Source organism: Nocardia colli, from assembly GCF_008704205.1.
GTDB classification, from domain to species: Bacteria; Actinomycetota; Actinomycetes; order Mycobacteriales; family Mycobacteriaceae; genus Nocardia; species Nocardia colli.
This window is the reverse complement of the sequence record NZ_VXLC01000030.1, coordinates 63952-83512: the sequence shown is the minus strand read 5'-3', so window position 1 is coordinate 83512 and position 19561 is coordinate 63952. Positions and strand designations below refer to the sequence as shown.

Genomic DNA, 19561 nt, shown 5'->3' with positions numbered 1-19561 from the left:
CATCCACCCCTTGAACCCAAGCGAGAGCCGAACAGCATCAGTTCCCGGTGATCATCTGTCCAACTAGGCCCGCTCGACGGGCAACCACAACTCGCAGGTCGCGGTGCTGAAGTCGTCCGCGCGGTCGAGCACCGCGACGATCGAGGGTCCTGTCCGCAACCGCCACGGGTTGGACGGGAACCAGTCGGTCGCCGTCGCTGCCCACGTCTGTTGCAGAGCCTGCGGATACTCCCCGGCGGTGCGGAAGACCGCCCAGGTGCCGGTCGGGACCTCGATGGCGTCGAGGTCGTCGGCGACCGCGGTGTCCGGCGAGACCGCGACTCCGTGCAGGTAAGTCAGTTCACTGCCCTCGGTACTGTCCGGATCGAGGTCGTCACAGACTTGCAGCAGCCCCGTCGGCTCGACATCCCCGAGCGCCTTCAGCCGCAGATGCTCTTCCTGCGGCAGCGCGGCGATGTGCTGCTCGATCTGCGGATTGACGCCCTGATGGATGAGCGGAACGCGCGCCGCGTGTCCGACCAGCCGGAACGCGGATCGATCGATGATGCGGGTGTCCATAGGAATGCTCCCTTCGACAGTCAGGCGAAACCTGAGTTGCGGTTGTGTGCGAAGGGGACCGCCATCCCGGCGAACCTCACCGGGCCCGGCCCCGTGCACCGCCCGGAACGCGCGACCGAACGCCTGGGTCGACCCGTAACCGTGCCGCACCGCGATGCTCAGCAAATCGTCCTCGCCCCGAACCACCTCGGCGGCCGCGACCGTCATCCGTCGCCGCCGCACGTACTCCGACAGCGGCATCCCCGCCAACGACGAAAACATCCGCCGCAGATGGTATTCCGTCGTGCCGAGCGTCTTCGCCAACCCGCTGACGTCGAGTTCCTCGGTGAGGCGCGCGTCGACGAGGTCGACGAGCTGATTGAGTGCCGAGATCATGTGGCCTCCCTTCGACATCAACTCTCGCGGAACAATCCCGGCAATACCCGACCGCTGCGAACCGATCCGATCATCCCCCGGCAGCCTCGTCGACCGGATCGGGACTGTCGTACCCCTGTGTCAGGCTGACAACATATCGACCCACGGCCGGAGGAGAGCGAGATGGCCGAGACCGACAACAAACCCGAGGCCAGACTGGTCGCCCACTGCCGGCGCTGTCACGGCTGGCTCCTCTCGGCGGAATCAGTCACCCAGGGCATCGGACCGACCTGCGCGATGCGCGAACGCGCCGAGCAGCGCGCCACCCGAGCACTCACCCTGTTCGACATCTCCGCCTGAACAAAGCACGAAATGCATACTGCGCCAATCAGATACGATGCTAGCGGGAATGTCGGATCCGGAGACAACCGGGGTCAGACGGATCTCGGTCGACGACTTGAATCGGCGGCCAAACCCATTGCCACACACCGATACCCTGCGTGCGGGCGAAGCGGATCGGCCCGCGGGTTCCTTCGACCGCTACGCGGGACCAGGATTCGGCGATCCGCGCCCGGCCCACGCCGTGCGAACGCAGCAGGTCGGCGAGAACAGCGATCGTGTCGTAGCCCTCGAAGGCGACGAAGGAGGGGGCTTCGGTCAGCTCCGCTCGGAGGGCCGTCTCGACTCGAGCCCCGAGCGGGGTGAGTTGCTCGGGCAGGTAGCGCAGGAACGGGATCGCGGTGCCGTCGTCGCCCAGCAGCCTCGACCATTCGGCGAACTCCGGTTGTCCGGCCGGAGCGCCGATCAGGAGGTCGGCGAGGCGCGGATCACGACGAACGGACTGCACGATCGGCACGGCCGGCTCCGGGGTGCCGACCAGCAGCAGGAGGGCAGTCGCGCGACTGTCGACGAGTTCGTCGCACACGTCCGTGAGCGCGCGCATCTCGATGACCGTGCCGCCGCGCGGCTCGAGATAGTCCCACAGAATGCGTGTCCCGGCCGCCCAGTAGACACTCGGCTGCGCGGCCACGGCGATCCGAGTGTGACCCGCGCCCAGCAGGAAGTCCGCATAGGTCTGCCAGCCACGAGACTGCGGCGGGGCAAGGCGCGCAACCCATTCCGTCGGCTGTTCGGTGAGCGTGTCGAGCACCGCCGACGAGCAGAGGAACGGCACACCGAGAGCATCGGCCCGCGTCGCAGCGGCTCGAGCGACGACGCTGTGATACTCCCCCGCGATGGCGACTACGCCCGATTCAGCCAATTCCGTTACGGCAGAAGCGGCCCGCTCAGGATCGGCCGCGGTATCTCGGACCACCAACCCGAGCGGCCGCCCACCGATCCCGCCGGCCGCATTGGCTTCCCGAACGCCCAACTCGAGTCCAGCGAGCAAGTGCCGGCCCGCCTCGACCCAGCCCGGCCGGGTCAGCGGAACGAGAGCGCCGATCTGAACGGACGATCTGTCGGGTGTTGTGCTCATGAGCTGGATTCTGCCGTACGCAGATTCGGACCACAGCGACCGTAACGCCAGTCGGGCTGCCCCGCCCGCCATCTGGTTCTTCCTGCAGGATGCAGTTGTAGTTGCTGCCGTCGTCGCGGTGACCACTGTCGAGGACGTCGCCGGGCGGGCCGCCACCCGAGTTCCGTTGCCCGAGAACCATTGCACCGTCCGAACCGCGTCCACAGCATTAACCCCCAGCCCGTCGCACTCGATACATATCGGAGACAAGCCCGTACCCCGATTGCGAGACCCCATGGACAACACTTCCCTGACCACGGCCGAGACGGCGCGCGAACTCGCCATTCGCTCGGTCGACCTCATGGCCGGCGGTGAGCGCGCCGAGTTCGACGAGGTCATCCACCCGGACGCGACCAACCGGGAGGCAAAGGCCGAGCCGCCTGCTGCCCGGGGACGCGGTCCGGCCGCCTACTACGCGACGGCACTCTGGCTGCGCGCCGCGTATGCGGACCTGCACCACACCATCGAGGCCGCGGTGGTGGACGGCGATCTGGCGGTCTTGCACACCACCATGCACGGACGGCACGTCGGTCCGTTCGTCGCGTACGGCGAAGACGGACAAGTGGACCAGGTGTTCCCGCCGACCGGCAAGACTTTCGCGGTCACCCAATCACATTGGTTGCGGATCGCGGAGGGCAAGATCATCGAGCACTGGGCCAACCGGGACGACCTCGGGCAGGCCGTCCAGCTCGGATGGGTCCCGCCGACCCCGGCCTATCTGGTGCGGATGGCGCGGGCCAAGCGTAAGGCCCAGCGGGAGAACGGGACTCGTTAACCCGGGAGCTGCTTCGACCGGCTCCGCCTAGGAACCCCTATCACTGCGCGGCGATCGCCGTGCCCATCCAGCGACGCAGGTAGGCGCGCAGTTCGTCGTCGGTGCGCGGCGGATTGCCCGGCGACACGAAGAACGAGTGCATGGTCCGCAGGACGTATTCGACCAGCTCGCCCAGGGCGGCTTCGTCGTAACCGTGACGCTCCCAATCGACGTCGAAGCGATGGATCATCGTCATGCCGAAGGCTTTCGCCTGCGCCGAGGTGAGGCTGTCCGGGTCGACGTTCGAGTACGAACTCGACAGCAGGATGCCGAGGTGCGGGGTGCGGCGCACCTCGGTGAGGGTGTAGACCACGCCCTCGATCATCGCCTCGGCCGGATCGGCGAGGCCCGCTACGTGCGCGGTCAATCGATCGAGAAACCCGTCGACCGACGCGATCGCGGCCGCCGCCATCAACGACTCGGAACTCGGAAAGTAGCGGTACACGGTCTGGCGGATGACGCCGAGCGCGTCCGCGACGTCGGCGATGCTGATCGCCTTGCCGGTCTGCCCGATCAGTTCGACCGCGGCGGCGACGATGCGCCGATGCGCTTCGTCGTCGTCCTTCGGCGGACTCCCGCCCCACCCGCGTCTGCGCGCCACCGACCGGACGATACCAGTGCGGCGGCGTGACGCTTCCGACCTCACGAAAGTAATCATACACATTGACGCACAGCTGTATGGTGACATTCAATGTGCTTCTCCCGCACCGCACATGGACGACCACTCACCGACGCGAGGTAACCCACCGTGACCGAATTGCAGCCCCGAAAGATGGATTTCGGCTTCGAGGAAGCCGATGTCCCGTTCCTGTGGAACCCGCAGAACCCGGCGTGGTCGAGCATGTCCAACGCGGTGTCGTTCCTGGCGGTCGGCTTCGAGAAGATGATCGTGAAGCTGATCATGCAGCTCAAGCCGGTGCTCACCGATCCGGAGGTGGCGCAGGAGGCGGTCGCGTTCATGCGGCAGGAGGGGCACCACTCGACCGCGCATCGCCAGCACGTCAAGGCGCTGATCAAACAGTATCCGGGACTGCAGAACACCCTCGATGCCGTGATCGGCGAGTTCGACCTGCTCACCGAGGCGACCTCGCGCGAGTACCGCCTCGCCTACACCGCCGACCTGGAGGCCACCTTCACGCCGGTGTTCAAGCTGATGCTCGACAACGAGGCGACCCTGTTCCGCCCGGGCGACGACCGGGTCGCGTCCCTGTTCATCTGGCATTTCGTCGAGGAGGTCGAGCACCGCAGTTCCGCGCTGATCATCTTCGATTCCGTTGTCGGGAACGAGCTCTACCGGATGCGGATGGCGCCGTCGATCTTCGCGCACGTGATGAAGGTGATCCGGATCGCGTGCACCGGGTTCAACCTGCACGTCCCACTCGCCGATCGGCAGGTCGACGCGCTGTCCATGTTCGCCACCCACCGCACCAAACAGAAGGTGCTGCAAGCCATTGCGCCGTACCTGACCAAGGGTCCGATGCCACGCGCGTTCGACGGACTCTCGCGTCGCGAGCAGCTCACCGCGCTGGCCGGCGTCGTCCGCAGCCAGCTGCCCAAACACGATCCGACGCACGAGCAGCTGCCCGAGCTGGCGGGCCGCTGGTTCGAACGGTACGACGCGGGCTACGACTGCACGCGCTGGTACACCGCGGACCAGAGCTTGGCGGCGAACCGATGAGCGAGTTGTGCACCCCCACCTTCGCCGATCTCGCTGCACGGCTGGGCTTTTCGTGCGACGAAGCCGGCGGGCTCGTCGAGTTCCGCAATCCGGCCGCGCTGGAGAACTGGACATTGCCGGTGCTCGAACTGACCATCGTGCTCGGGTCGGTGCTCGCGCTGATCTACGCGATCGTGCGACTGCGCAGGCACGGCGACCCGACCAACCTGGTGCTGTGGTTCGGCGCGACCGCCTACCTGTTCGTGATCGAACCGCCGTTGTATTTCCCGTCGGCGTTCGGGATCGCCGATCATGTCGACACGATGTTCGCGCACAACGTATTCACCGTGGACTTCCTGTGGGGCAGGCTGCCGCTCTACATCGTCGCGATCTATCCGCTGATGGCCACGCTGGCCTACGAACTCGTGCGCATGCTGGGCATCTTCCAGCGTCACGGCCTGCTGCTCGGCGCGGCGTGCGTCGGCTTCGTGCACCACGCGTTCTACGAGATCTTCGACCAGATCGGCCCGCAACTGCGCTGGTGGGAATGGTCGGTGGACAATCCGATCAACCAGCCGATGTTCGATTCGGTGCCGCTGCCCAGCGTCGTCGTCTTCGCCGCGCTGTGGCCGATGTCGCTGGCGCTTTGTGTGCGGTACTTCGTCGGCCGGCCCGTCGAGACTGGTACGAAATTCACTGGGCTGCAATTGGTATCGCGCACGATCGTGATCGGGCTGCTGGCCTCGGTCGGCACCTTCGTGCTGCCGTTGCCGGCAACGATTTTCGGCATGGGCAGCGACACGGTACGCGGATTCCTCTACGCAGCAGAGCTTTTCGCACTTTCGATGGTTGCCGTCGTGCTGATGTACCGGCAGTGGTCGGCGTTGCGCCCCGGATCCGCCGATGGATACCGCAACCCGCTGGTCCAGTGGTATGCGGTCGTCTACCTGGCCGTCATGGCCCTACTGTGGGCCACCGCCTTACCCGACTACTTCAATGCAACCGACGGCCATACCGCCAACGGCGACCCCACCGGCAACCTCTGGTACACGATCGCCTGCTTCGTCATCGCGATCGCCACCGTGCTCGCCACGTTCCGGGTGCCGCGCGAAAAGTCGCGCGACAACGAAAATCCCGGCGCTCTATCGTGGACCGATGGCAACCGTCAGACAGATCCAGGTCACCTTCGACTGCGCGGAACCTGAGCGCGTCGCTCAGTTCTGGTCCGAGGTGTTGGGGTACGAGCAGCAGGGCGCATCGGCCGTCGACCCCTCCGGCGCCGGCCCGCGGCTGTACTTTCAGCCTGTTCCCGAAGGGAAGGTAGTCAAGAATCGGGTTCATCTCGACGTGCGGGTCGGCACCGGACTGGTGGGTGAGGAGCGCGTGGCCGCACTGGAGGCCGAATGCGCGCGATTGATCCCGCTCGGCGCGGCACGCGTCGAACTACTGCGGGCCGATGGCGTCAACGAGTCGTGCCTGGTGATGCAGGACGTCGAGGGCAACGAGTTCTGCCTCGACTGAGTGATGGTTTGCGGCAGCCCAGCGACGAGCTACCCGTATCGGCTTGTGCGGCCGGGCGGCGATGAAAAGCGAGGCGGCGCGAACCAACCGCCGAAACGGTTCGACTGGAGCATCCGGGGTAGATCGTGCGCAGACCGGCACCACACCGGTCCCGAGCGAAGGAGTGCTCCTTGCCCGAGCCTGCGGCGGTACTGTTCGACATCGACGGAACTCTCGTCGACTCCAACTACCTGCACGCCCGAGCCTGGCATCGGGCGTTTCGCGAGGCAGGCGCCACCGTGCCGACCTGGCGCATCCACCGCGCCATCGGGATGGACGGCGACACCCTGATCAAGACGCTGGCCGGCGACCTCGACGACACCGCCGCCGAACGCGCCGACGACCTGCACTCTCGCTACTACCTCGACAGCGCCGATGAACTGACCTTGCTGCCCGGAGCCCGGGAGGTGCTGGCCGCCCTGCACGCCCGCGGCCTGCGGGTCCTGCTCGCCACGTCCGCCCCGCCGGACGAGCTGTCCGTCCTGCGGAAACTGCTCGACAGCGAATCCGTGCTCTATGCGATCACCAGCGGCGAAGACGTCGACACCGCCAAACCCGATCCGGCCATCGTGCAGATCGCGCTCGATCGAGCCGGCGTCCCACCGGAGCGCGCGGTCTTCGTCGGCGACACGGTATGGGACATCCGCGCCTGCACCGCCCTCGGCGTGCCGACCGTCGGGGTGCTCAGCGGCGGAATCTCGCGCGCCGAACTCGAAGACGAGGGTGCGACCTTCGTCTGCGACGACGTCGCCGACCTGTTGCGCGAGCTCGAGCACAGCCCGATCGAGCACCTACTCTGAGAGCGGCAACCGGTCCGATTCGTCGGCGATATCGATCTCGCCGAACAGCGGAAGCTGCTGCGACGCAATGCTTTCCCTCCCGGTCCTGCGCAGGCATCGCGCGCAGGTGACTGCTTCCCGGGTCGGTTCCAGCGCCGCGGGTGACCATCCGGCGACCCCGGTGTGACACAGCAGTTCGGGCACTTCTTCGTCACCGACCCATTGCCCGAGACTGACCGCATGCACGGTGCGCCCGGATCGGACGACGGCGTGCACGCCCGGATCGCCGAAGGTGGCCCGTGAGGACGCGGCAAGTGGAGCAATGTCGGTCATACGTCCAACCATATGGTCGCGCACCGACATCGAAGGTTAGGCACGGTGGTCGAGTGCCGTGTCCGCCCGCTCAGCCCAGCGCCACGCTCGCCGCACGCAATTCACCCAACGCCGCCAACGTGCACGCGACGAGTTCCTCCCCGGTCTCGCGGTCGGTCGCGGACCATTCGGCGAATCCCCGCTTGAAGGCGAGGACGCCGAGCTCGCTGGCGAGGGCCGCGGTCGGATCGGGTACGCCGCGGGCGAGCAGTGCGGTGGTCATCGCGGCCGCGAGGCTGACGGTTTTGAGGGCGTCGCGTTCCTGCAGTTCAGCGCTGGCGGCGATGGCGGCCTGCACGCGCGGCGCGAGCTGCCGGTTGACCGGGCCCATCGTGCTCGCGGCGCGCTCGAGCCCGGCGGCGACCGCCTCGAGCGGGGTCGCGTTCGCGGGCGCCTCGGCGATTCCTTCGGACAGCAGCCGGCTCAGCGCCTCCTGCCCGGCCACCAGCAGCTCGCGCTTGTCCGGAAAGTGCCGGAAGAAGGTGCTTTTCGTGACGCCCGCCCGTTCGGCGATCTGCGTGACCGTCGTGGCGTCGTAGCCCTGTTCGGTGAACAGGTCGACGGCCGCCACGACGAGGCGTTCGCGTGCCCCTGGTTCCCATCGCGCCATGGGTTCAGCATAAGTGATGGGACAAAGGTTCCGTCATGGTGGTAGCGTGACGGGACAAGAGTCCCATCACTTGAGGAGAGTCTCATGCACGTCTTCGTCACCGGTGGCACCGGCCTGATCGGGTCCGCTGTCGTCGCCGAACTCCTCGGCCACGGCCACTCCGTGCTCGCGCTCGTCCGCTCCGATGAGTCCGCACAGGCCGCCGAAGCCGTCGGCGCCGAGCCGCTGCGGGGTTCGCTCGCCGACCTGGACACCCTGCGCGCGGGTGTCGCGAAGGCGGACGGGGTTGTTCATCTGGCCTTCGCCAACGACTTCAGCAGCCCGGAGGCCGTCGCGACGGCCGTCGCGGAGGAAACCGCCGCCCTCACGACCCTCGGCACGGAGCTTCTCGGCAGCGACCGCCCCCTCGTCACCGTCGCGGGTACGCCCTGGGTATCCGGCCGGGCGTGCACCGAGGCCGACCCGCTTTCGACCGACGGGCCGGTCGGTGGCCGCAGCCGAACGGTGGCGGCGATCCTCGATCTGGCCGCGCGCGGGGTCCGGAGCACGGCTATCCGCCTGCCGCGCACCGTGCACAACCAGGGCGCGGGTGGGTTCGCCGGTCTGCTCACCGACATCGCGCGCCAGAGCGGAGTGTCCGGCTATCCGGGCGACGGCGCACAACGGTGGCCGGCCGTGCACGCGCTGGACGCGGCGGTCCTGTTCCGGCTCGCGCTGGAGCAGGCGCAGGCCGGTACCTCCTGGCATGCCGTGGCGGACGAAGGAGACGCGGTGCGGGACATCGCCGCGGTCATCGGCCGCCGGCTGGGGCTGCCCGTGCAGCCGGTGCCGACGGACACCTACGGCCCGCTCGGCTCGATCTTCGCGGCCGACCAGCCCGCGTCCAGCGCCCACACCCGGCAGGCGCTCGGCTGGGCGCCCCGGCATCCGAGTCTGCTGGCGGATCTGGAGAACATCCAGCGCTGAAATCGATAGTCCCGCAAGCGAAAACTTGCGGGACTCATTGTTCGGTAAGGCCGCTATTCGGTGGGTGCGCAAGCGCTCCGGCCCTCGACATCGTTATTCATAGAACCTCCGTTACCGCGCAGTGGTAAACCGGGCGATTACGCCGGTGCATTCGGAGCCAGCACGGTCCGCAGCGCAAGTTGCAAACATTTCCGAGTAACAACTGCCATCCGCGTGCGATGTTTCAGGCAACACCAATTCAGGAGGTCCGAAATGTTCTCAGCGAAGCGAATTGCCGCCGGCGCCGTGGTCGCCACCGCAGCAGCATCCGCAGTGCTCGCAGGCGGTGGCGTGGCCCAGGCAGACGTCCCGGTGCCGGAGGCCAACTGTCACGTCTACAACGTCTTCAACACCGGCGGAATGGTCAATTGCGAACTCCCGACCTGGCACCAAGCAAAACTCACCTGCGTCGCCTGGCCCGTCCCTTTCACCTACTGGAAATACGGCCCGATCCAGTACGGACAGAACCAATCCTGGGCCAGCTGTGACTCGCTGGGCGCAATGGTCCGCATCGAGGTAATCCAAGCGTAGTTCGCCTCTGCCGATCCGCCGCCGGCTCAGTTCCGGCGGCCCGAATCGGGCCGCCGCACCATGTCCATGATCTGGCGATGACCAATCGATGATGATCGGAGCGGACAGCTGCGGTGGACGAAATCCCTGCCGGCACAGGACCAAGCGACGATCGCCTACCGCGATACGCTCCGTCCGCTGGATCCGTGCGGCTACCTCGACGAGGCGGCACTGCGCCGAATCGGGACGCCGGCATACGTCGGCGCACTCTTCGAATTCAACAGTTGCGCGGCCTCTTTCAAGTCGCCCGGCGGCGAACTACTCGGGTCGATCCACGTCAGCATGTCCCGCAGTATCGGTACCTCGCTCGACGAGATCGTCTACGCACCCGGGGCCGGGTGCGGCGCGAATGTGCCCATCGACGACCACCTGAGTCTCATGGTGTTCGCCGACGGCAAGCTCGACCAGTGCGCGGCGGTACGGGACGTCGCCAGATCAGTCGCCCCGCACCGATCCGAACGCGCGCTACGGACGACTTCACCACGCGCACATATGAACTCCCGCCTCGCCGCCCTCGACCCGTGCGCCGTGCTCGGCAAGATCGGCGACGGACACCACCCTGCGTTGGTCTCGAACTATGAGCCCGCAGCGGGACCGAACCGTGCGGACACCACGAACCCGTGGGCGTGCAGCTTCCGCTTGGACCACGGCGACGACTCGACCTTGCAGGACATCCGATACAGGTTCACCAACGAGCACTTCACCCCGCAACCGGGCAGCGCCGAGCGAGAAACCAGAATCGGCGGATTACCGGCGTTGGAGAACCCGCAGCCCGAAACCCCGCGCTCCCCCGGCTCCTGCACGCTCGACGTCTCGACCACACCCCAACCGGCCCGCCCCGGCACCGATCGCTACAACCCGATCAGCGACGCCTGGAGCTCCGAGTTCATCGCGATCGAGGCCGCCGGCGGTTGCGCCGCCGCCCGCGCCACCGCCGAAGAACTCGTCCGGCTCTACAACCAGCTCCCCGGCTGACCGAATCGAACCGGCCGTGCCGATTCAGGGACGGCCGGCTCCGAGGTTCATCGAGTTGCCGAGTTCGGTGGTCCGGCTACGCCATTCGTGCTCGAGCATCGCGTAGACGATGGTGTCGCTCCACTCGTTCTTGAACCACAGGTCCTCCAGATGCACTGCCTCGCGGCGCATCCCGAGACGTCCGAGGACGCGGGCCGACGCATCGTTGCGTCCATCGATGCGGGCCGTAATCCGGTGCAGCGAAAGCTGTTCGAAGCCCAGCCGCAACAGTGCGCGGGCCGCTTCGGTGGCGTACCCGCGCCCCGCGACGGCCGGCGAGAACACGTAACCGATTTCGCCGCTGCGACTTTCGGCGTCCCGCCAGAACAGCACGACGTCGCCGAGCAACCGTCCGGTCGCCTTGTCCTCGACGCTCAGGTTGAGCCCCTGATCCACTTCGGTCAGCTCGGTCCGCGCCCACGGCCCGGCGAGCCGCTCGGCGACCTGGTCGCGGGACATGGGCTCGTAGGGCAGATAGCGGCAAACCTCGGGCCGAGATTTGTACGCGTGCATCTCGTCGAGATCCGCGGGCGTGGCGGTGCGAAGGATAAGTCGCTCGGTAGCGATCGGTAGGTCAGGGCGTAGCACAGCTTCCGACTGTAGCGGCCGAAGGTCCCCCGCCTCGGATACCGGCGAATCAAGTGGGGAGGACACGGACGTCGAATACTCGACGTCGCCAGTTGCTGAACAATTCGCGCCTGCGGATCGTAGTGACAGATACGGGTGGCGCTTCCGATCATCCGAAAACGACGGATTCGAGGTCGTGTCATGCATCTGCTGTCTTCCGAAGCGAACGCCGGTCCCGCCCCGGGCAGTCCCGGCGCGATTGTGCTCGGCCTGTTTCGCATTCTCGTCGGACTCTCGTTCGCCATTCACGGCATGTCCGGCCTGTTCGCCTGGCCGGTCGCCCCGCACAGCGGCCACGTCGCCGAGTTCGCCAGCTGGCCGAGCTGGTGGGCGTCGGCGATCCAGCTGGTCGCGGGCGGTTTGGTGACCCTCGGCCTCGGCACCCGGATCGCCGCGCTGCTCTGCTCGGGATCGATGGCCTACGCGTTCCTGTTCGTGCATTTGAAGACCGGCATCCTGCCGATCCAGAATGGCGGCGAGGCCGCGGTGATGTTCTGCTGGGCGTTCTTCCTCATTGCCGTGCTCGGCCCCGGCGCATTCGCCGTCGGTGCGCTGATTCCGCGCCCCAGCCGCGCACAGCGACGCACAACTCCGGCAGCCGTGGCCCCCACCCGCGGCTAGCGAATCAGGCCTTGCTCATCTCCTCGGCAATCGCTTCGGCAAACCCATCGATATCGTCCTCGGTGGTGTCGAACGCACACATCCAGCGCACTTCGCCGGTGTGCTGATCCCACAGATAGAACCGATAACGCTGCTGCAATCGCTCGGTCACGTCCCGCGGCAGAATCGCGAACACGGCGTTCGCCTGCACCGGACGCACAATCCGCACACCGTCGATACCGCGCACCGCCGCCGCGAGTCGCGTCGCCATCGCGTTGGCATGCGCGGCACTGCGCAACCACAGATCCCCGCCGAGCAGCGCCTCGAACTGCACCGAGACGAACCGCATCTTCGAGGCCAGCTGCATCGACATCTTGCGCAGGTAGACCAGGTCGCGCACCGCCCCGGGATCGAGCACGACCACGCATTCACCAAGCAGCAGACCATTTTTGGTGCCACCGAAGGACACCACGTCCACCCCCACATCGGTGGTGATCGCGCGCAACGGCACGCCGAGCGAGGCGGCCGCGTTGGCCAGCCGGGAGCCGTCGACATGCACGAGCATGCCGCGTTCGTGCGCGTGCTCGCAGATCGCGCACAGTTCCTCGACGGTGTAAAGGGTGCCGAGTTCGGTGCTCTGCGTGATCGACACGGCCAGCGGCTGCGCGCGATGCTCATCGCCCCACCCGTAGGCTTGCCGATCGATCAACTCCGGAGTCAATTTGCCGTCCGGAGTGGCGACGGTATGAATCTTTACCCCGGCCAGCTTCTCCGGCGCACCGCACTCGTCCATGTTGATGTGCGCCGACTCGGCCGCGATCACCGCACCCCATCGGGGCAGCAGCGCTTGCAGCGAAACGACATTCGCGCCGGTGCCGTTGAATACCGGATACGCGCTGGCCCGCTCGCCGAAATGCCGCGCGAACACCTGTTGCAGATGCGCGGTGTAGTCGTCCCCGCCGTAGGCGATCTGGTGGCCGCCGTTGGCCAGCGCGAGCGCCGCCAGCACCTCCGGATGCACCCCGGCATAGTTGTCACTGGCGAACCCGCGCACCGCTGGATCATGCCGGCGAACGGCATCGGTCATCGAAGTCTCGAGCACAGATCAGCTTCTCATCCAGTTCGGATTGTTCGAACACGGATACCGCGAAGTCCACGCGTCATTCCATGGGTCTACGATTGTCGCTTCTACACATTCGAGCATCTACGAAGGGGAAACTCCATGGCACGCAAGGTCGTTGTGACACTGGTCGACGACTACGACGGCAAGTCCCAGGCCGAAGAAACAGTGCACTTCACCTTGGATGGCGTGGCCTACGAGATGGATCTGTCGGCACTGAACGCCAAGCAACTCCGCGGCATTTTCGCGGAGTGGACCGCGACGGCCCGCAAGGTCGGACGCGCACCGCGGGGTACGAGCACGCGCTCGCAGCCGGCGGCCGGGCGGGAGCAGACCGGTGTCATCCGTGAATGGGCACGCCAGAAGGGTATTGATGTGTCGAGCCGCGGGCGGATTTCGGCCGAGGTCGTGGACGCCTACAAGAAGGCGAGCATGTAGGTCCACCCGGAACGCCGAGTCGGGCTCGGCCGCGCAGACCTGGTGCTGCCCTGCCGAGCCCGCGGCTTTTTCATCTGCGCCGTCCGTTCATCGATCGGGTGGCTCGCCGGATACGTTCGCGGGCAAGCAATTCGGTCATTTCCGTGAGCGAGTCGGCCAGTAGTGGATGCAGTTCGGCGCGGGCTTGCGCGACGGCCGCCTGGATTACATTCGAGGACACCGTCGGGAATTCCCCGCCGAGGCGCTGAGCGGTCCGCCGACTGGCCGTCATCGACTTCACCCACTGCCACACCAGATCCGGTTCCAGTTTGCCCGACCCACCACCGACGCTGGGCGCGGCACTAATGCGCAAATCAGTCTTATCGCTACTCATCGGCATGCACAACTCCAGAGACGGCACCAATACGCAGCGAGCCGCGCTTCGGGACCCGAGGAAAGTAGTTGAACTCTACACCGGAATACGTACCGGAAACCCTGTTGTCGGTCGAACAACCGACACTTCACAGTCGACCGCCCAGTACTCATCCCAGCCCCGCATCGCGTGCGCGCACGATCGCGTTGGCGCGATCCGCGACACCGAGTTTGGTAAAGATGCGGGACAGATAGTTACTGATCGTTTTCGGCGCCAACTGGAGTTCGGCGGCGATAGCCGCATTCGATAACCCGGCGGCGACATGGGTCAGCACATCGAATTCCCTGGTGGTCAGATCCGGAAACGGACGGGCATGCCGAGTGGGGTCGGCCAGCATGGCCGCGAGCCTGCCGCCGATGTGTGGACTCAATACGACCCAGCCCGCGGACACCGCGCAGATCGCGTGCAGGATGTCGTCGCGGTCCGCGGCATCACGCAGACAGCCGCCCGCGCCGGCCCGGATCGCCGCGAACACCGACTCGTCGTCCTCGCCGACGCTGAACACCAGCACCGCGACCCCCGGCGCGGACCGCGCCAATTCGCCGATGACCGCCCCGCTTTCGGGATGCCGCCACTGCCCGAGGATCAGCACATCCGGCCGGCTCAGCACCGCCTCGCGCAACGCACCGTCCGCGGTGGTCTCGGCGACGATCTCGATCCAGTCGACGGAGCTCAGCAGCGACCGCAAACCCGCCCGGACCACCGCGTGGTCGTCGGCGAGCACCACGGTCAACGGTCGCGTTCCGGTCAATGTCGCACCGATGCCGTCGATGACCGAAAGCTCCGGCCCGAACGTTCGCCGCTGGGCAGCGGCCTTCGGCAGCACAGTGATCAACCCCCTGCACGGTCCTGGATATCAGCCCGGTTCCCCGCGCTGTCCCGCTCGAGCGTGCGCTGACCTGGCCCGTATGGGAAGAAGCCGGACCGCTGACCGAACCCGGCACCCGTGTGCCTTCCCAGCCGTCCGGGAAAGATTCCCGGCGACCATGGGTCCGTACTCCCTGTCCGACAGCCACCGGCCCGGCCCATGCTGACTGCTCGGTACCTGACGAAAGGTGAGAACAATGTCGGTCGCAGTAGAACTGATGGATCCATACCTCTTCGAGCGCGTCGAGCTGGCGGAGGACGAGGGCGCCACCGAGAACCGCATCATGGGCGTGCTCCCCTGCTGCAGCTGCGGTGGCTGCTGCATGTGCTATGCCTGATTTCGACCTCGGCCGCCTGCCTGCGCTCGGGGTGGGTCTCGGATATCGCCGGGAACTGGACGCCGCGATCATGGCGAACCAGGAACCGATCGACTGCCTGGAGATCATCACCGAGAACTTTCTCGACACGCCGGTGGGCGGCCCCCTCGAACAGCTCCGCGACCGGTTTGCGTTGGTACCGCACGGAATCGAGATGTCGATCGGCACCGAGGGACCGCTCGACCTCACCTATCTCGATGATCTCGCCCAGCTGGTGGCACGGGTCCGCGCACCGTGGTGCAGCGACCACCTGTCCTTCACCCGGGCGGGCGGCGTCTCGATCGGCCAGTTGACCCCGCTGATGCGCACGCGGGACCTCGCCGACGACATCGCGGACAAGGCACGGCAGGTGCAGGAGCAGGTCGGAACCCCGTTCCTGCTGGAGAACATCACCTATCACCTGGACTTCCCGGCCGAGTTGTCCGAAGCCGAGTTCATCACGCGGGTGGTCGAAAAGGCGGGCTGCGGCCTGCTTCTCGACCTGACGAACGTCTTCGTCAACGCCACCAACCACGGCTACGACCCGATCGAGTTCCTGAACTCGATCCCGCTCGAACGGGTGGTGCAGATGCATCTGGCGGGCGGCTACTGGTCGGAAGGCACACTGCTGGACTCGCATTCGGCCCCGGTGCCCGCCGAGGTGTGGGAGCTGCTGGAGTACGTGTCCGACCGGACGCCGGCCTTGCGGTGCGTCATTCTCGAACGCGACCAAGAGTTTCCGGACGACTTCGACGAACTCACCGCGGACCTGCGCCGGGCCAGGGCGGCGATCGGTTCGGTGGTGGGCGGATGACCGGCAGCGGTTTCCAGCGGGCGCTGGCGGAGCTGCTCACCGCCGGCGACGCGCGAATCCTGTTGGACGAGCGGCCGACCGAGCTGGCCGCCCGGTTCGGGCTCACCCGGACCGAGCTGGATCTGCTGGTCGCCGCCGATCGCCGGCAGCTCGACATCAACATCCGCTCGGTGACGAACAAGCGACTGGACATGCTCGCCCGCTGCCTGCCCGCCACCCTGTCCGCGGCGCCGCATCAGCACGAGTTGCTCGGCGACTTCATCCGGCGCTATCCGCCGGTGCACGTCGAGGGTCAGCAGAATCACAAGCGGGTATTGGCCGAGGGGACAAGGTTTCTCGACTATCTGGTGACCAGCGGGCGGCAGCACATGGCCGACCTCGCCAGGTACGAGGTGCTGCGCCTGGAGTTGTTGTACGACCCGGCAGCCACTCTCGCGGCCGAGCACGCGACGGACGACGGGTCCGAACTCGGCGCGCACGTGCGGCTCGCCGAGTTCGACACCGATGTGGTTGCCCAGCACAACGAGTGGATGCGCACCGGCGAAGTCCCCAGCGACGGCACGGCGACGCCGATCCGCATCGCCTTGGTCAAGGTCGCCGGACGCTCCGCGCTGGCCTGTTATCGCCTGGGCGAGCAGGCTTATCGCGTCCTGCGGTCCGGCGCACCGTATCCGCCCGCGGCCGAGCCGGTGGTGCGGTTCGCCCGGCAGGAACGGCTGCTCGACGGAAACCGGGCGGGCTGATGCGCATTTGCGCGGTAATGAAGTATCCGCCGATCCAGGGCGGGGTGAGCGCGCACTGCTACTGGATGGCGCGGTCGCTGGCCGAACGCGGGCACCAGGTGGACGTGGTGACCAATGCCGACGAGGTCGAGGACGACTACCGAATCCAGCTCGACGAGAGCGATTTCCGGCAACTCGAGGCGACGTTTCCCAATGGCGGTGCGGTTCGGGTGATCTCGACCGGTCGGTGGGAGCGTGCACGGGCGTGCATCCCTACCGCCAATCCGTTCGCGACCAAGCTTGCCGCGCTTGCGACCGAGGAAATCCGGCTGCACGGGGCAGATCTCGTGTTCTCGGCCTACTTGGAGCCCTACGGGTTGAGCGCCCATCTGGCCGCGTCCTGGACCGGGGTTCCGCACGTCGTCCAGCACGCGGGCAGCGATCGGACGCGCCTGCTCGATCACCCGGAGTTGGGCCAGGCCTACCGGGAGGTCTTGCGGCGCGCGGATCTTGTTGTCGGCGACCGGAATCTGACCGGGTTGGGGATTCCGCTCAATCGGATCGCCCCGATCCCCCGGGCTTCGCTGCCACCAGAGTTCACCCCCGATGGCCCGGTCGCCGACCTGTCGGCGCTAGTCGCGCGGCTGAGCGACGCACCGTGGGTGCGCAATACCGCGCCCCTCGATCCCGGCGTCGCCACGATCGGCGTGTACGGCAAGCTCGGGATCACCAAGGGCTCCTACGACCTCATCGAAGCGCTCGCGCGATTGCGCCGGCGCGGCATGCGATTCAACTTCGTGGTCATGTCGGGCGGCACCGAACGCCGGCGCTTCCTCACCGCGGTGGACGAACTCGGCCTCGCCGACGTGACCTGGACACTCCCCTTCCTGCCGCACTGGCGCGTTCCCGAGATATTGCGGGCCTGCACCGCGGTGTGCGGCCTGGAACGGGATTTCCCGGTGGAGGTGCACCGCCCCGGGCTGCCGATGGAACTGCTCAGCAGCGGAACCTGCGCGGTGCTGTCCGCGGAAGTGGTTCGCACCCAGCCGTATTGGCCGGAGCTGCGCGACAATGCTCGCGTCGTCGAAGACCCTCGCGATATCGACGGACTGGCTGCGGTTCTCGCTGAGGTAATCGAGAACCCGGTAGCCGCGGTCGAATTCGGACGACAGAGTGCCAAGCGGATTCCCTTGGCGGACAACGACGAACTGGGCGCTTCCTACGAGTCGATGTTCGATGCCGTGATTCATGGCAGACCGCTCCAACCGGCCGCCGACGCAGTACTTCCGTTGCTGCGCAAGAACATGCCGCAAACCATGGCCATCCTCAACGGTCGAGTCGAGCAACTACTGCACCGCGCGACACCGATCAGCGCGCAGGATTTCGCGACGCTCATCGCCGAATCCGTCGATGAGGACACACACCTGGACCACCCACTCGACACCGTCCGCGAGATCATCCGCTTCGAGCAACATCGCCTCTGGCTGGCGGTTGACACGGACCATGCCGCCGTCCACCCGGCCTTCACCCGCTCAGCCGGCGCACGACGCGACCCCGACTTCGGCCGATTGCGTCCGACCCGCAGCGCGCTGCTCCGCATAGCCGAATTCACGCTCGCCATGGACTCTCTGACCACCCGCGGCGACTACGTGCACGGCGACCCCTGGCTGTGCGCGTTCCACAAACACCCGAGCCTCAAAGGCCGGATCTTCCGCCTGACGCCCGCCACCCGCGACCTGCTCGACCTCTGCGACGGCGCCCGAACGGTCGACGAACTCATCGACCTCGCCGCACGAACCCACGGCGCCGCACCGGCCGCAGTCCGGGAACGGCTACGGCAATTCGCCATCGATCACGTCGTGCAGCTGTGCTGACCCGTAGCCCGGAATATCCGGCGGTAGGTCCTCGGTTGGTCTGCGCATGGAGATCGGTATCAATACCTTCGTCACCGACGAGGGCATCAGTGGTCCGAAGCTTGGCCCGGCGTTGGAAGAGCGGGGGTTCGAATCGCTGTTCCTGGCGGAACATTCGCACATTCCCGCGAGCCGCGAGACCGCCTATCCGGGCGGGGGCGACCTGCCGCGAATGTACTACCGGGTGGAGGATCCGTTCGTCACCCTGGCCGCCGTCGCGGCGGTGACCGAGCGGTTGATCCTCGCGTCCGGGGTCACCCTGCTGGTCCAGCGCGACCTCATCCACACCGCCAAGCAGATCGCCACGCTCGACCGAATCTCGAACGGCCGCTTCGTCTTCGGCGTCGGCATCGGCTGGAACCGGGAGGAGATGGCCAACCACGGCACCGACCCGCGCACCCGCGGCGCGCTGGTCGACGAGCAGATCGAGGCCATCCGCGAGATCTGGACCAAGGACCTCGCCGAATACCACGGCCGCTTCGTCGATTTCGATCCCATCTACGCCTGGCCCAAGCCCGTCCAGCAGCCGCACCCGCCGATCTTCATCGGCGGCGGCGACTCCGCCGCCAAGCGCGCGATCCGCCACGGCGTCGGCTGGGTCCCGCTCGCCGTGGCCGACCCCGCCGATATCCCCGCCCAGCTCGCCCAACTCGACGGCCACGACCTCCCGATCTCAGTCCTCGGTGCCAACGCCGACCCAGCCCTGCTCGACGCCTACGCCGAAGCCGGCATCGCGCGCGTCTCCCTCACCCTGCCCACCCGTCCCGAATCGGAAACCCTGCACAAACTGGACGAATTCGCCAAAATAGCCGACCAGTACCTGTCCCGCGGCTGAAGCCACGGCGCTGGACTGAATCCCCGCTCGATCGCGGGGTCCGAAACC

The 19561-nt window shown here is 66.8% G+C and carries 25 protein-coding genes; 16 read left to right on the top strand and 9 right to left on the bottom strand.

Annotated elements, in window-relative coordinates:
- Window positions 1-63 precede the first annotated feature (63 nt).
- Window positions 64-933, bottom strand: a complete 870-nt coding sequence (locus F3087_RS39945) for an AraC family transcriptional regulator (protein ID WP_150407371.1) — start codon at window positions 931-933, stop codon at window positions 64-66.
- 162 nt (window positions 934-1095) lie between these two features.
- On the opposite strand from F3087_RS39945, the gene F3087_RS46290 reads away from it, so the two are divergent.
- A complete protein-coding gene (locus F3087_RS46290) occupies window positions 1096-1272 on the top strand; it encodes a DUF6011 domain-containing protein (RefSeq protein WP_191094372.1) in 177 nt (58 codons plus the stop codon).
- A 40-nt stretch (window positions 1273-1312) separates the two neighbouring features.
- On the opposite strand, the gene F3087_RS39940 is transcribed toward F3087_RS46290, so the two are convergent.
- Window positions 1313-2389 (bottom strand): ABC transporter substrate-binding protein, encoded by a 1077-nt coding sequence (locus tag F3087_RS39940; protein ID WP_150407370.1) that lies wholly within the window; start codon window positions 2387-2389, stop codon window positions 1313-1315.
- A 274-nt stretch (window positions 2390-2663) separates the two neighbouring features.
- On the opposite strand from F3087_RS39940, the gene F3087_RS39935 reads away from it, so the two are divergent.
- Complete coding sequence (locus tag F3087_RS39935) at window positions 2664-3203, top strand: ester cyclase (RefSeq protein WP_150407369.1); 540 nt, start codon at window positions 2664-2666, stop codon at window positions 3201-3203.
- A 40-nt stretch (window positions 3204-3243) separates the two neighbouring features.
- Here F3087_RS39935 and F3087_RS39930 read toward each other — a convergent pair whose 3' ends face one another.
- Window positions 3244-3843, bottom strand: a complete 600-nt coding sequence (locus tag F3087_RS39930; protein WP_150407368.1) for a TetR/AcrR family transcriptional regulator — start codon at window positions 3841-3843, stop codon at window positions 3244-3246.
- Between the two features lie 147 nt (window positions 3844-3990).
- On the opposite strand from F3087_RS39930, the gene F3087_RS39925 reads away from it, so the two are divergent.
- The 4 genes from F3087_RS39925 to F3087_RS39910 all read left to right on the top strand — a co-directional run bounded on the left by F3087_RS39925 (window position 3991) and on the right by F3087_RS39910 (window position 7259).
- Window positions 3991-4920 (top strand): metal-dependent hydrolase, encoded by a 930-nt coding sequence (locus F3087_RS39925; RefSeq protein ID WP_150407367.1) that lies wholly within the window; start codon window positions 3991-3993, stop codon window positions 4918-4920.
- The gene (locus F3087_RS39920) at window positions 4917-6104 is read left to right on the top strand and encodes a hypothetical protein (protein ID WP_223885704.1); all 1188 of its coding nucleotides are present in this window, start codon (window positions 4917-4919) and stop codon (window positions 6102-6104) included. Before F3087_RS39925 ends, F3087_RS39920 begins: the two co-directional genes overlap by 4 nt.
- A complete protein-coding gene (locus F3087_RS39915; protein ID WP_150407366.1) occupies window positions 6055-6420 on the top strand; it encodes a VOC family protein in 366 nt (121 codons plus the stop codon). Before F3087_RS39920 ends, F3087_RS39915 begins: the two co-directional genes overlap by 50 nt.
- A gap of 170 nt (window positions 6421-6590) precedes the next feature.
- Complete coding sequence (locus tag F3087_RS39910; protein ID WP_150407365.1) at window positions 6591-7259, top strand: HAD family hydrolase; 669 nt, start codon at window positions 6591-6593, stop codon at window positions 7257-7259.
- Here the strand turns inward: F3087_RS39910 and F3087_RS39905 are convergent.
- Both F3087_RS39905 and F3087_RS39900 read right to left on the bottom strand, forming a co-directional pair.
- A complete protein-coding gene (locus F3087_RS39905; RefSeq protein WP_150407364.1) occupies window positions 7251-7571 on the bottom strand; it encodes a hypothetical protein in 321 nt (106 codons plus the stop codon). The genes F3087_RS39910 and F3087_RS39905 overlap by 9 nt on opposite strands.
- A gap of 70 nt (window positions 7572-7641) precedes the next feature.
- Window positions 7642-8220, bottom strand: a complete 579-nt coding sequence (locus F3087_RS39900) for a TetR/AcrR family transcriptional regulator (RefSeq protein WP_150407363.1) — start codon at window positions 8218-8220, stop codon at window positions 7642-7644.
- An 84-nt stretch (window positions 8221-8304) separates the two neighbouring features.
- On the opposite strand from F3087_RS39900, the gene F3087_RS39895 reads away from it, so the two are divergent.
- The 3 genes from F3087_RS39895 (at window position 8305) to F3087_RS39885 (ending at window position 10770) form a co-directional block, all read left to right on the top strand.
- Window positions 8305-9186, top strand: coding sequence for an SDR family oxidoreductase (locus F3087_RS39895; protein ID WP_150407362.1), 882 nt, complete (start codon window positions 8305-8307; stop codon window positions 9184-9186).
- Between the two features lie 252 nt (window positions 9187-9438).
- Complete coding sequence (locus F3087_RS39890) at window positions 9439-9756, top strand: hypothetical protein (protein WP_150407361.1); 318 nt, start codon at window positions 9439-9441, stop codon at window positions 9754-9756.
- 321 nt (window positions 9757-10077) lie between these two features.
- The gene (locus F3087_RS39885) at window positions 10078-10770 is read left to right on the top strand and encodes a hypothetical protein (protein ID WP_150407360.1); all 693 of its coding nucleotides are present in this window, start codon (window positions 10078-10080) and stop codon (window positions 10768-10770) included.
- Between the two features lie 24 nt (window positions 10771-10794).
- Here F3087_RS39885 and F3087_RS39880 read toward each other — a convergent pair whose 3' ends face one another.
- Complete coding sequence (locus tag F3087_RS39880; RefSeq protein WP_223885703.1) at window positions 10795-11397, bottom strand: GNAT family N-acetyltransferase; 603 nt, start codon at window positions 11395-11397, stop codon at window positions 10795-10797.
- A gap of 180 nt (window positions 11398-11577) precedes the next feature.
- On the opposite strand from F3087_RS39880, the gene F3087_RS39875 reads away from it, so the two are divergent.
- Entirely contained in the window at window positions 11578-12057 is a 480-nt protein-coding gene (locus F3087_RS39875) for a DoxX family protein (RefSeq protein WP_150407358.1), read from the top strand.
- A gap of 4 nt (window positions 12058-12061) precedes the next feature.
- Here the strand turns inward: F3087_RS39875 and F3087_RS39870 are convergent, their stop codons facing one another.
- On the bottom strand, window positions 12062-13123 hold the full coding sequence (locus F3087_RS39870; RefSeq protein WP_150407357.1) for a threonine aldolase family protein: 1062 nt from the start codon (window positions 13121-13123) through the stop codon (window positions 12062-12064).
- 135 nt (window positions 13124-13258) lie between these two features.
- Between F3087_RS39870 and F3087_RS39865 the strand changes: the two genes are divergently transcribed.
- Entirely contained in the window at window positions 13259-13594 is a 336-nt protein-coding gene (locus F3087_RS39865; RefSeq protein WP_150407356.1) for a histone-like nucleoid-structuring protein Lsr2, read from the top strand.
- A 70-nt stretch (window positions 13595-13664) separates the two neighbouring features.
- Here F3087_RS39865 and F3087_RS39860 read toward each other — a convergent pair whose 3' ends face one another.
- Both F3087_RS39860 and F3087_RS39855 read right to left on the bottom strand, forming a co-directional pair.
- Window positions 13665-13967 carry a hypothetical protein gene (locus F3087_RS39860; RefSeq protein WP_150407355.1) on the bottom strand — a complete coding sequence of 101 codons (303 nt, stop codon included), beginning with the start codon at window positions 13965-13967 and terminating at the stop codon, window positions 13665-13667.
- A 148-nt stretch (window positions 13968-14115) separates the two neighbouring features.
- A complete protein-coding gene (locus tag F3087_RS39855) occupies window positions 14116-14832 on the bottom strand; it encodes a LuxR C-terminal-related transcriptional regulator (RefSeq protein ID WP_223885705.1) in 717 nt (238 codons plus the stop codon).
- A 238-nt stretch (window positions 14833-15070) separates the two neighbouring features.
- On the opposite strand from F3087_RS39855, the gene F3087_RS46285 reads away from it, so the two are divergent.
- The 5 genes from F3087_RS46285 to F3087_RS39835 are packed head-to-tail and all read left to right on the top strand — an operon-like array spanning window position 15071 to window position 19513.
- Window positions 15071-15211: a hypothetical protein gene (locus F3087_RS46285; RefSeq protein ID WP_191094371.1), complete on the top strand. Its 141-nt coding sequence runs from the start codon at window positions 15071-15073 to the stop codon at window positions 15209-15211.
- The gene (locus tag F3087_RS39850) at window positions 15204-16043 is read left to right on the top strand and encodes a DUF692 domain-containing protein (protein ID WP_150407354.1); all 840 of its coding nucleotides are present in this window, start codon (window positions 15204-15206) and stop codon (window positions 16041-16043) included. Before F3087_RS46285 ends, F3087_RS39850 begins: the two co-directional genes overlap by 8 nt.
- Window positions 16040-16786, top strand: coding sequence for a hypothetical protein (locus tag F3087_RS39845; RefSeq protein ID WP_150407353.1), 747 nt, complete (start codon window positions 16040-16042; stop codon window positions 16784-16786). Before F3087_RS39850 ends, F3087_RS39845 begins: the two co-directional genes overlap by 4 nt.
- Window positions 16787-16803: 17 nt before the next feature.
- Window positions 16804-18639, top strand: coding sequence for a glycosyltransferase (locus tag F3087_RS39840; RefSeq protein ID WP_191094370.1), 1836 nt, complete (start codon window positions 16804-16806; stop codon window positions 18637-18639).
- 46 nt (window positions 18640-18685) lie between these two features.
- On the top strand, window positions 18686-19513 hold the full coding sequence (locus F3087_RS39835; RefSeq protein ID WP_150407351.1) for an LLM class F420-dependent oxidoreductase: 828 nt from the start codon (window positions 18686-18688) through the stop codon (window positions 19511-19513).
- The last annotated feature ends 48 nt before the right edge of the window (window positions 19514-19561 follow it).

Excerpts from the sequence above, each read along its gene's own strand:
- F3087_RS39890 (WP_150407361.1), top strand. The coding sequence starts at position 9,439 with ATGTTCTCAGCGAAGCGAATTGCCGCCGGCGCCGTGGTCGCCACCGCA.
- F3087_RS39865 (WP_150407356.1), top strand. The coding sequence starts at position 13,259 with ATGGCACGCAAGGTCGTTGTGACACTGGTCGACGACTACGACGGCAAG.
- F3087_RS39850 (WP_150407354.1), top strand. The coding sequence starts at position 15,204 with ATGCCTGATTTCGACCTCGGCCGCCTGCCTGCGCTCGGGGTGGGTCTC.
- F3087_RS46290 (WP_191094372.1), top strand. The coding sequence starts at position 1,096 with ATGGCCGAGACCGACAACAAACCCGAGGCCAGACTGGTCGCCCACTGC.
- F3087_RS39895 (WP_150407362.1), top strand. The coding sequence starts at position 8,305 with ATGCACGTCTTCGTCACCGGTGGCACCGGCCTGATCGGGTCCGCTGTC.
- F3087_RS39905 (WP_150407364.1), bottom strand. The coding sequence starts at position 7,571 with ATGACCGACATTGCTCCACTTGCCGCGTCCTCACGGGCCACCTTCGGC.
- F3087_RS39835 (WP_150407351.1), top strand. The coding sequence starts at position 18,686 with ATGGAGATCGGTATCAATACCTTCGTCACCGACGAGGGCATCAGTGGT.
- F3087_RS39875 (WP_150407358.1), top strand. The coding sequence starts at position 11,578 with ATGCATCTGCTGTCTTCCGAAGCGAACGCCGGTCCCGCCCCGGGCAGT.
- F3087_RS39885 (WP_150407360.1), top strand. The coding sequence starts at position 10,078 with ATGTCCCGCAGTATCGGTACCTCGCTCGACGAGATCGTCTACGCACCC.
- F3087_RS39915 (WP_150407366.1), top strand. The coding sequence starts at position 6,055 with ATGGCAACCGTCAGACAGATCCAGGTCACCTTCGACTGCGCGGAACCT.
- F3087_RS39935 (WP_150407369.1), top strand. The coding sequence starts at position 2,664 with ATGGACAACACTTCCCTGACCACGGCCGAGACGGCGCGCGAACTCGCC.
- F3087_RS39870 (WP_150407357.1), bottom strand. The coding sequence starts at position 13,123 with ATGACCGATGCCGTTCGCCGGCATGATCCAGCGGTGCGCGGGTTCGCC.
- F3087_RS39845 (WP_150407353.1), top strand. The coding sequence starts at position 16,040 with ATGACCGGCAGCGGTTTCCAGCGGGCGCTGGCGGAGCTGCTCACCGCC.
- F3087_RS39920 (WP_223885704.1), top strand. The coding sequence starts at position 4,917 with ATGAGCGAGTTGTGCACCCCCACCTTCGCCGATCTCGCTGCACGGCTG.
- F3087_RS39840 (WP_191094370.1), top strand. The coding sequence starts at position 16,804 with ATGAAGTATCCGCCGATCCAGGGCGGGGTGAGCGCGCACTGCTACTGG.
- F3087_RS39945 (WP_150407371.1), bottom strand. The coding sequence starts at position 933 with ATGATCTCGGCACTCAATCAGCTCGTCGACCTCGTCGACGCGCGCCTC.
- F3087_RS39860 (WP_150407355.1), bottom strand. The coding sequence starts at position 13,967 with ATGAGTAGCGATAAGACTGATTTGCGCATTAGTGCCGCGCCCAGCGTC.
- F3087_RS39940 (WP_150407370.1), bottom strand. The coding sequence starts at position 2,389 with ATGAGCACAACACCCGACAGATCGTCCGTTCAGATCGGCGCTCTCGTT.
- F3087_RS39900 (WP_150407363.1), bottom strand. The coding sequence starts at position 8,220 with ATGGCGCGATGGGAACCAGGGGCACGCGAACGCCTCGTCGTGGCGGCC.
- F3087_RS46285 (WP_191094371.1), top strand. The coding sequence starts at position 15,071 with ATGTCGGTCGCAGTAGAACTGATGGATCCATACCTCTTCGAGCGCGTC.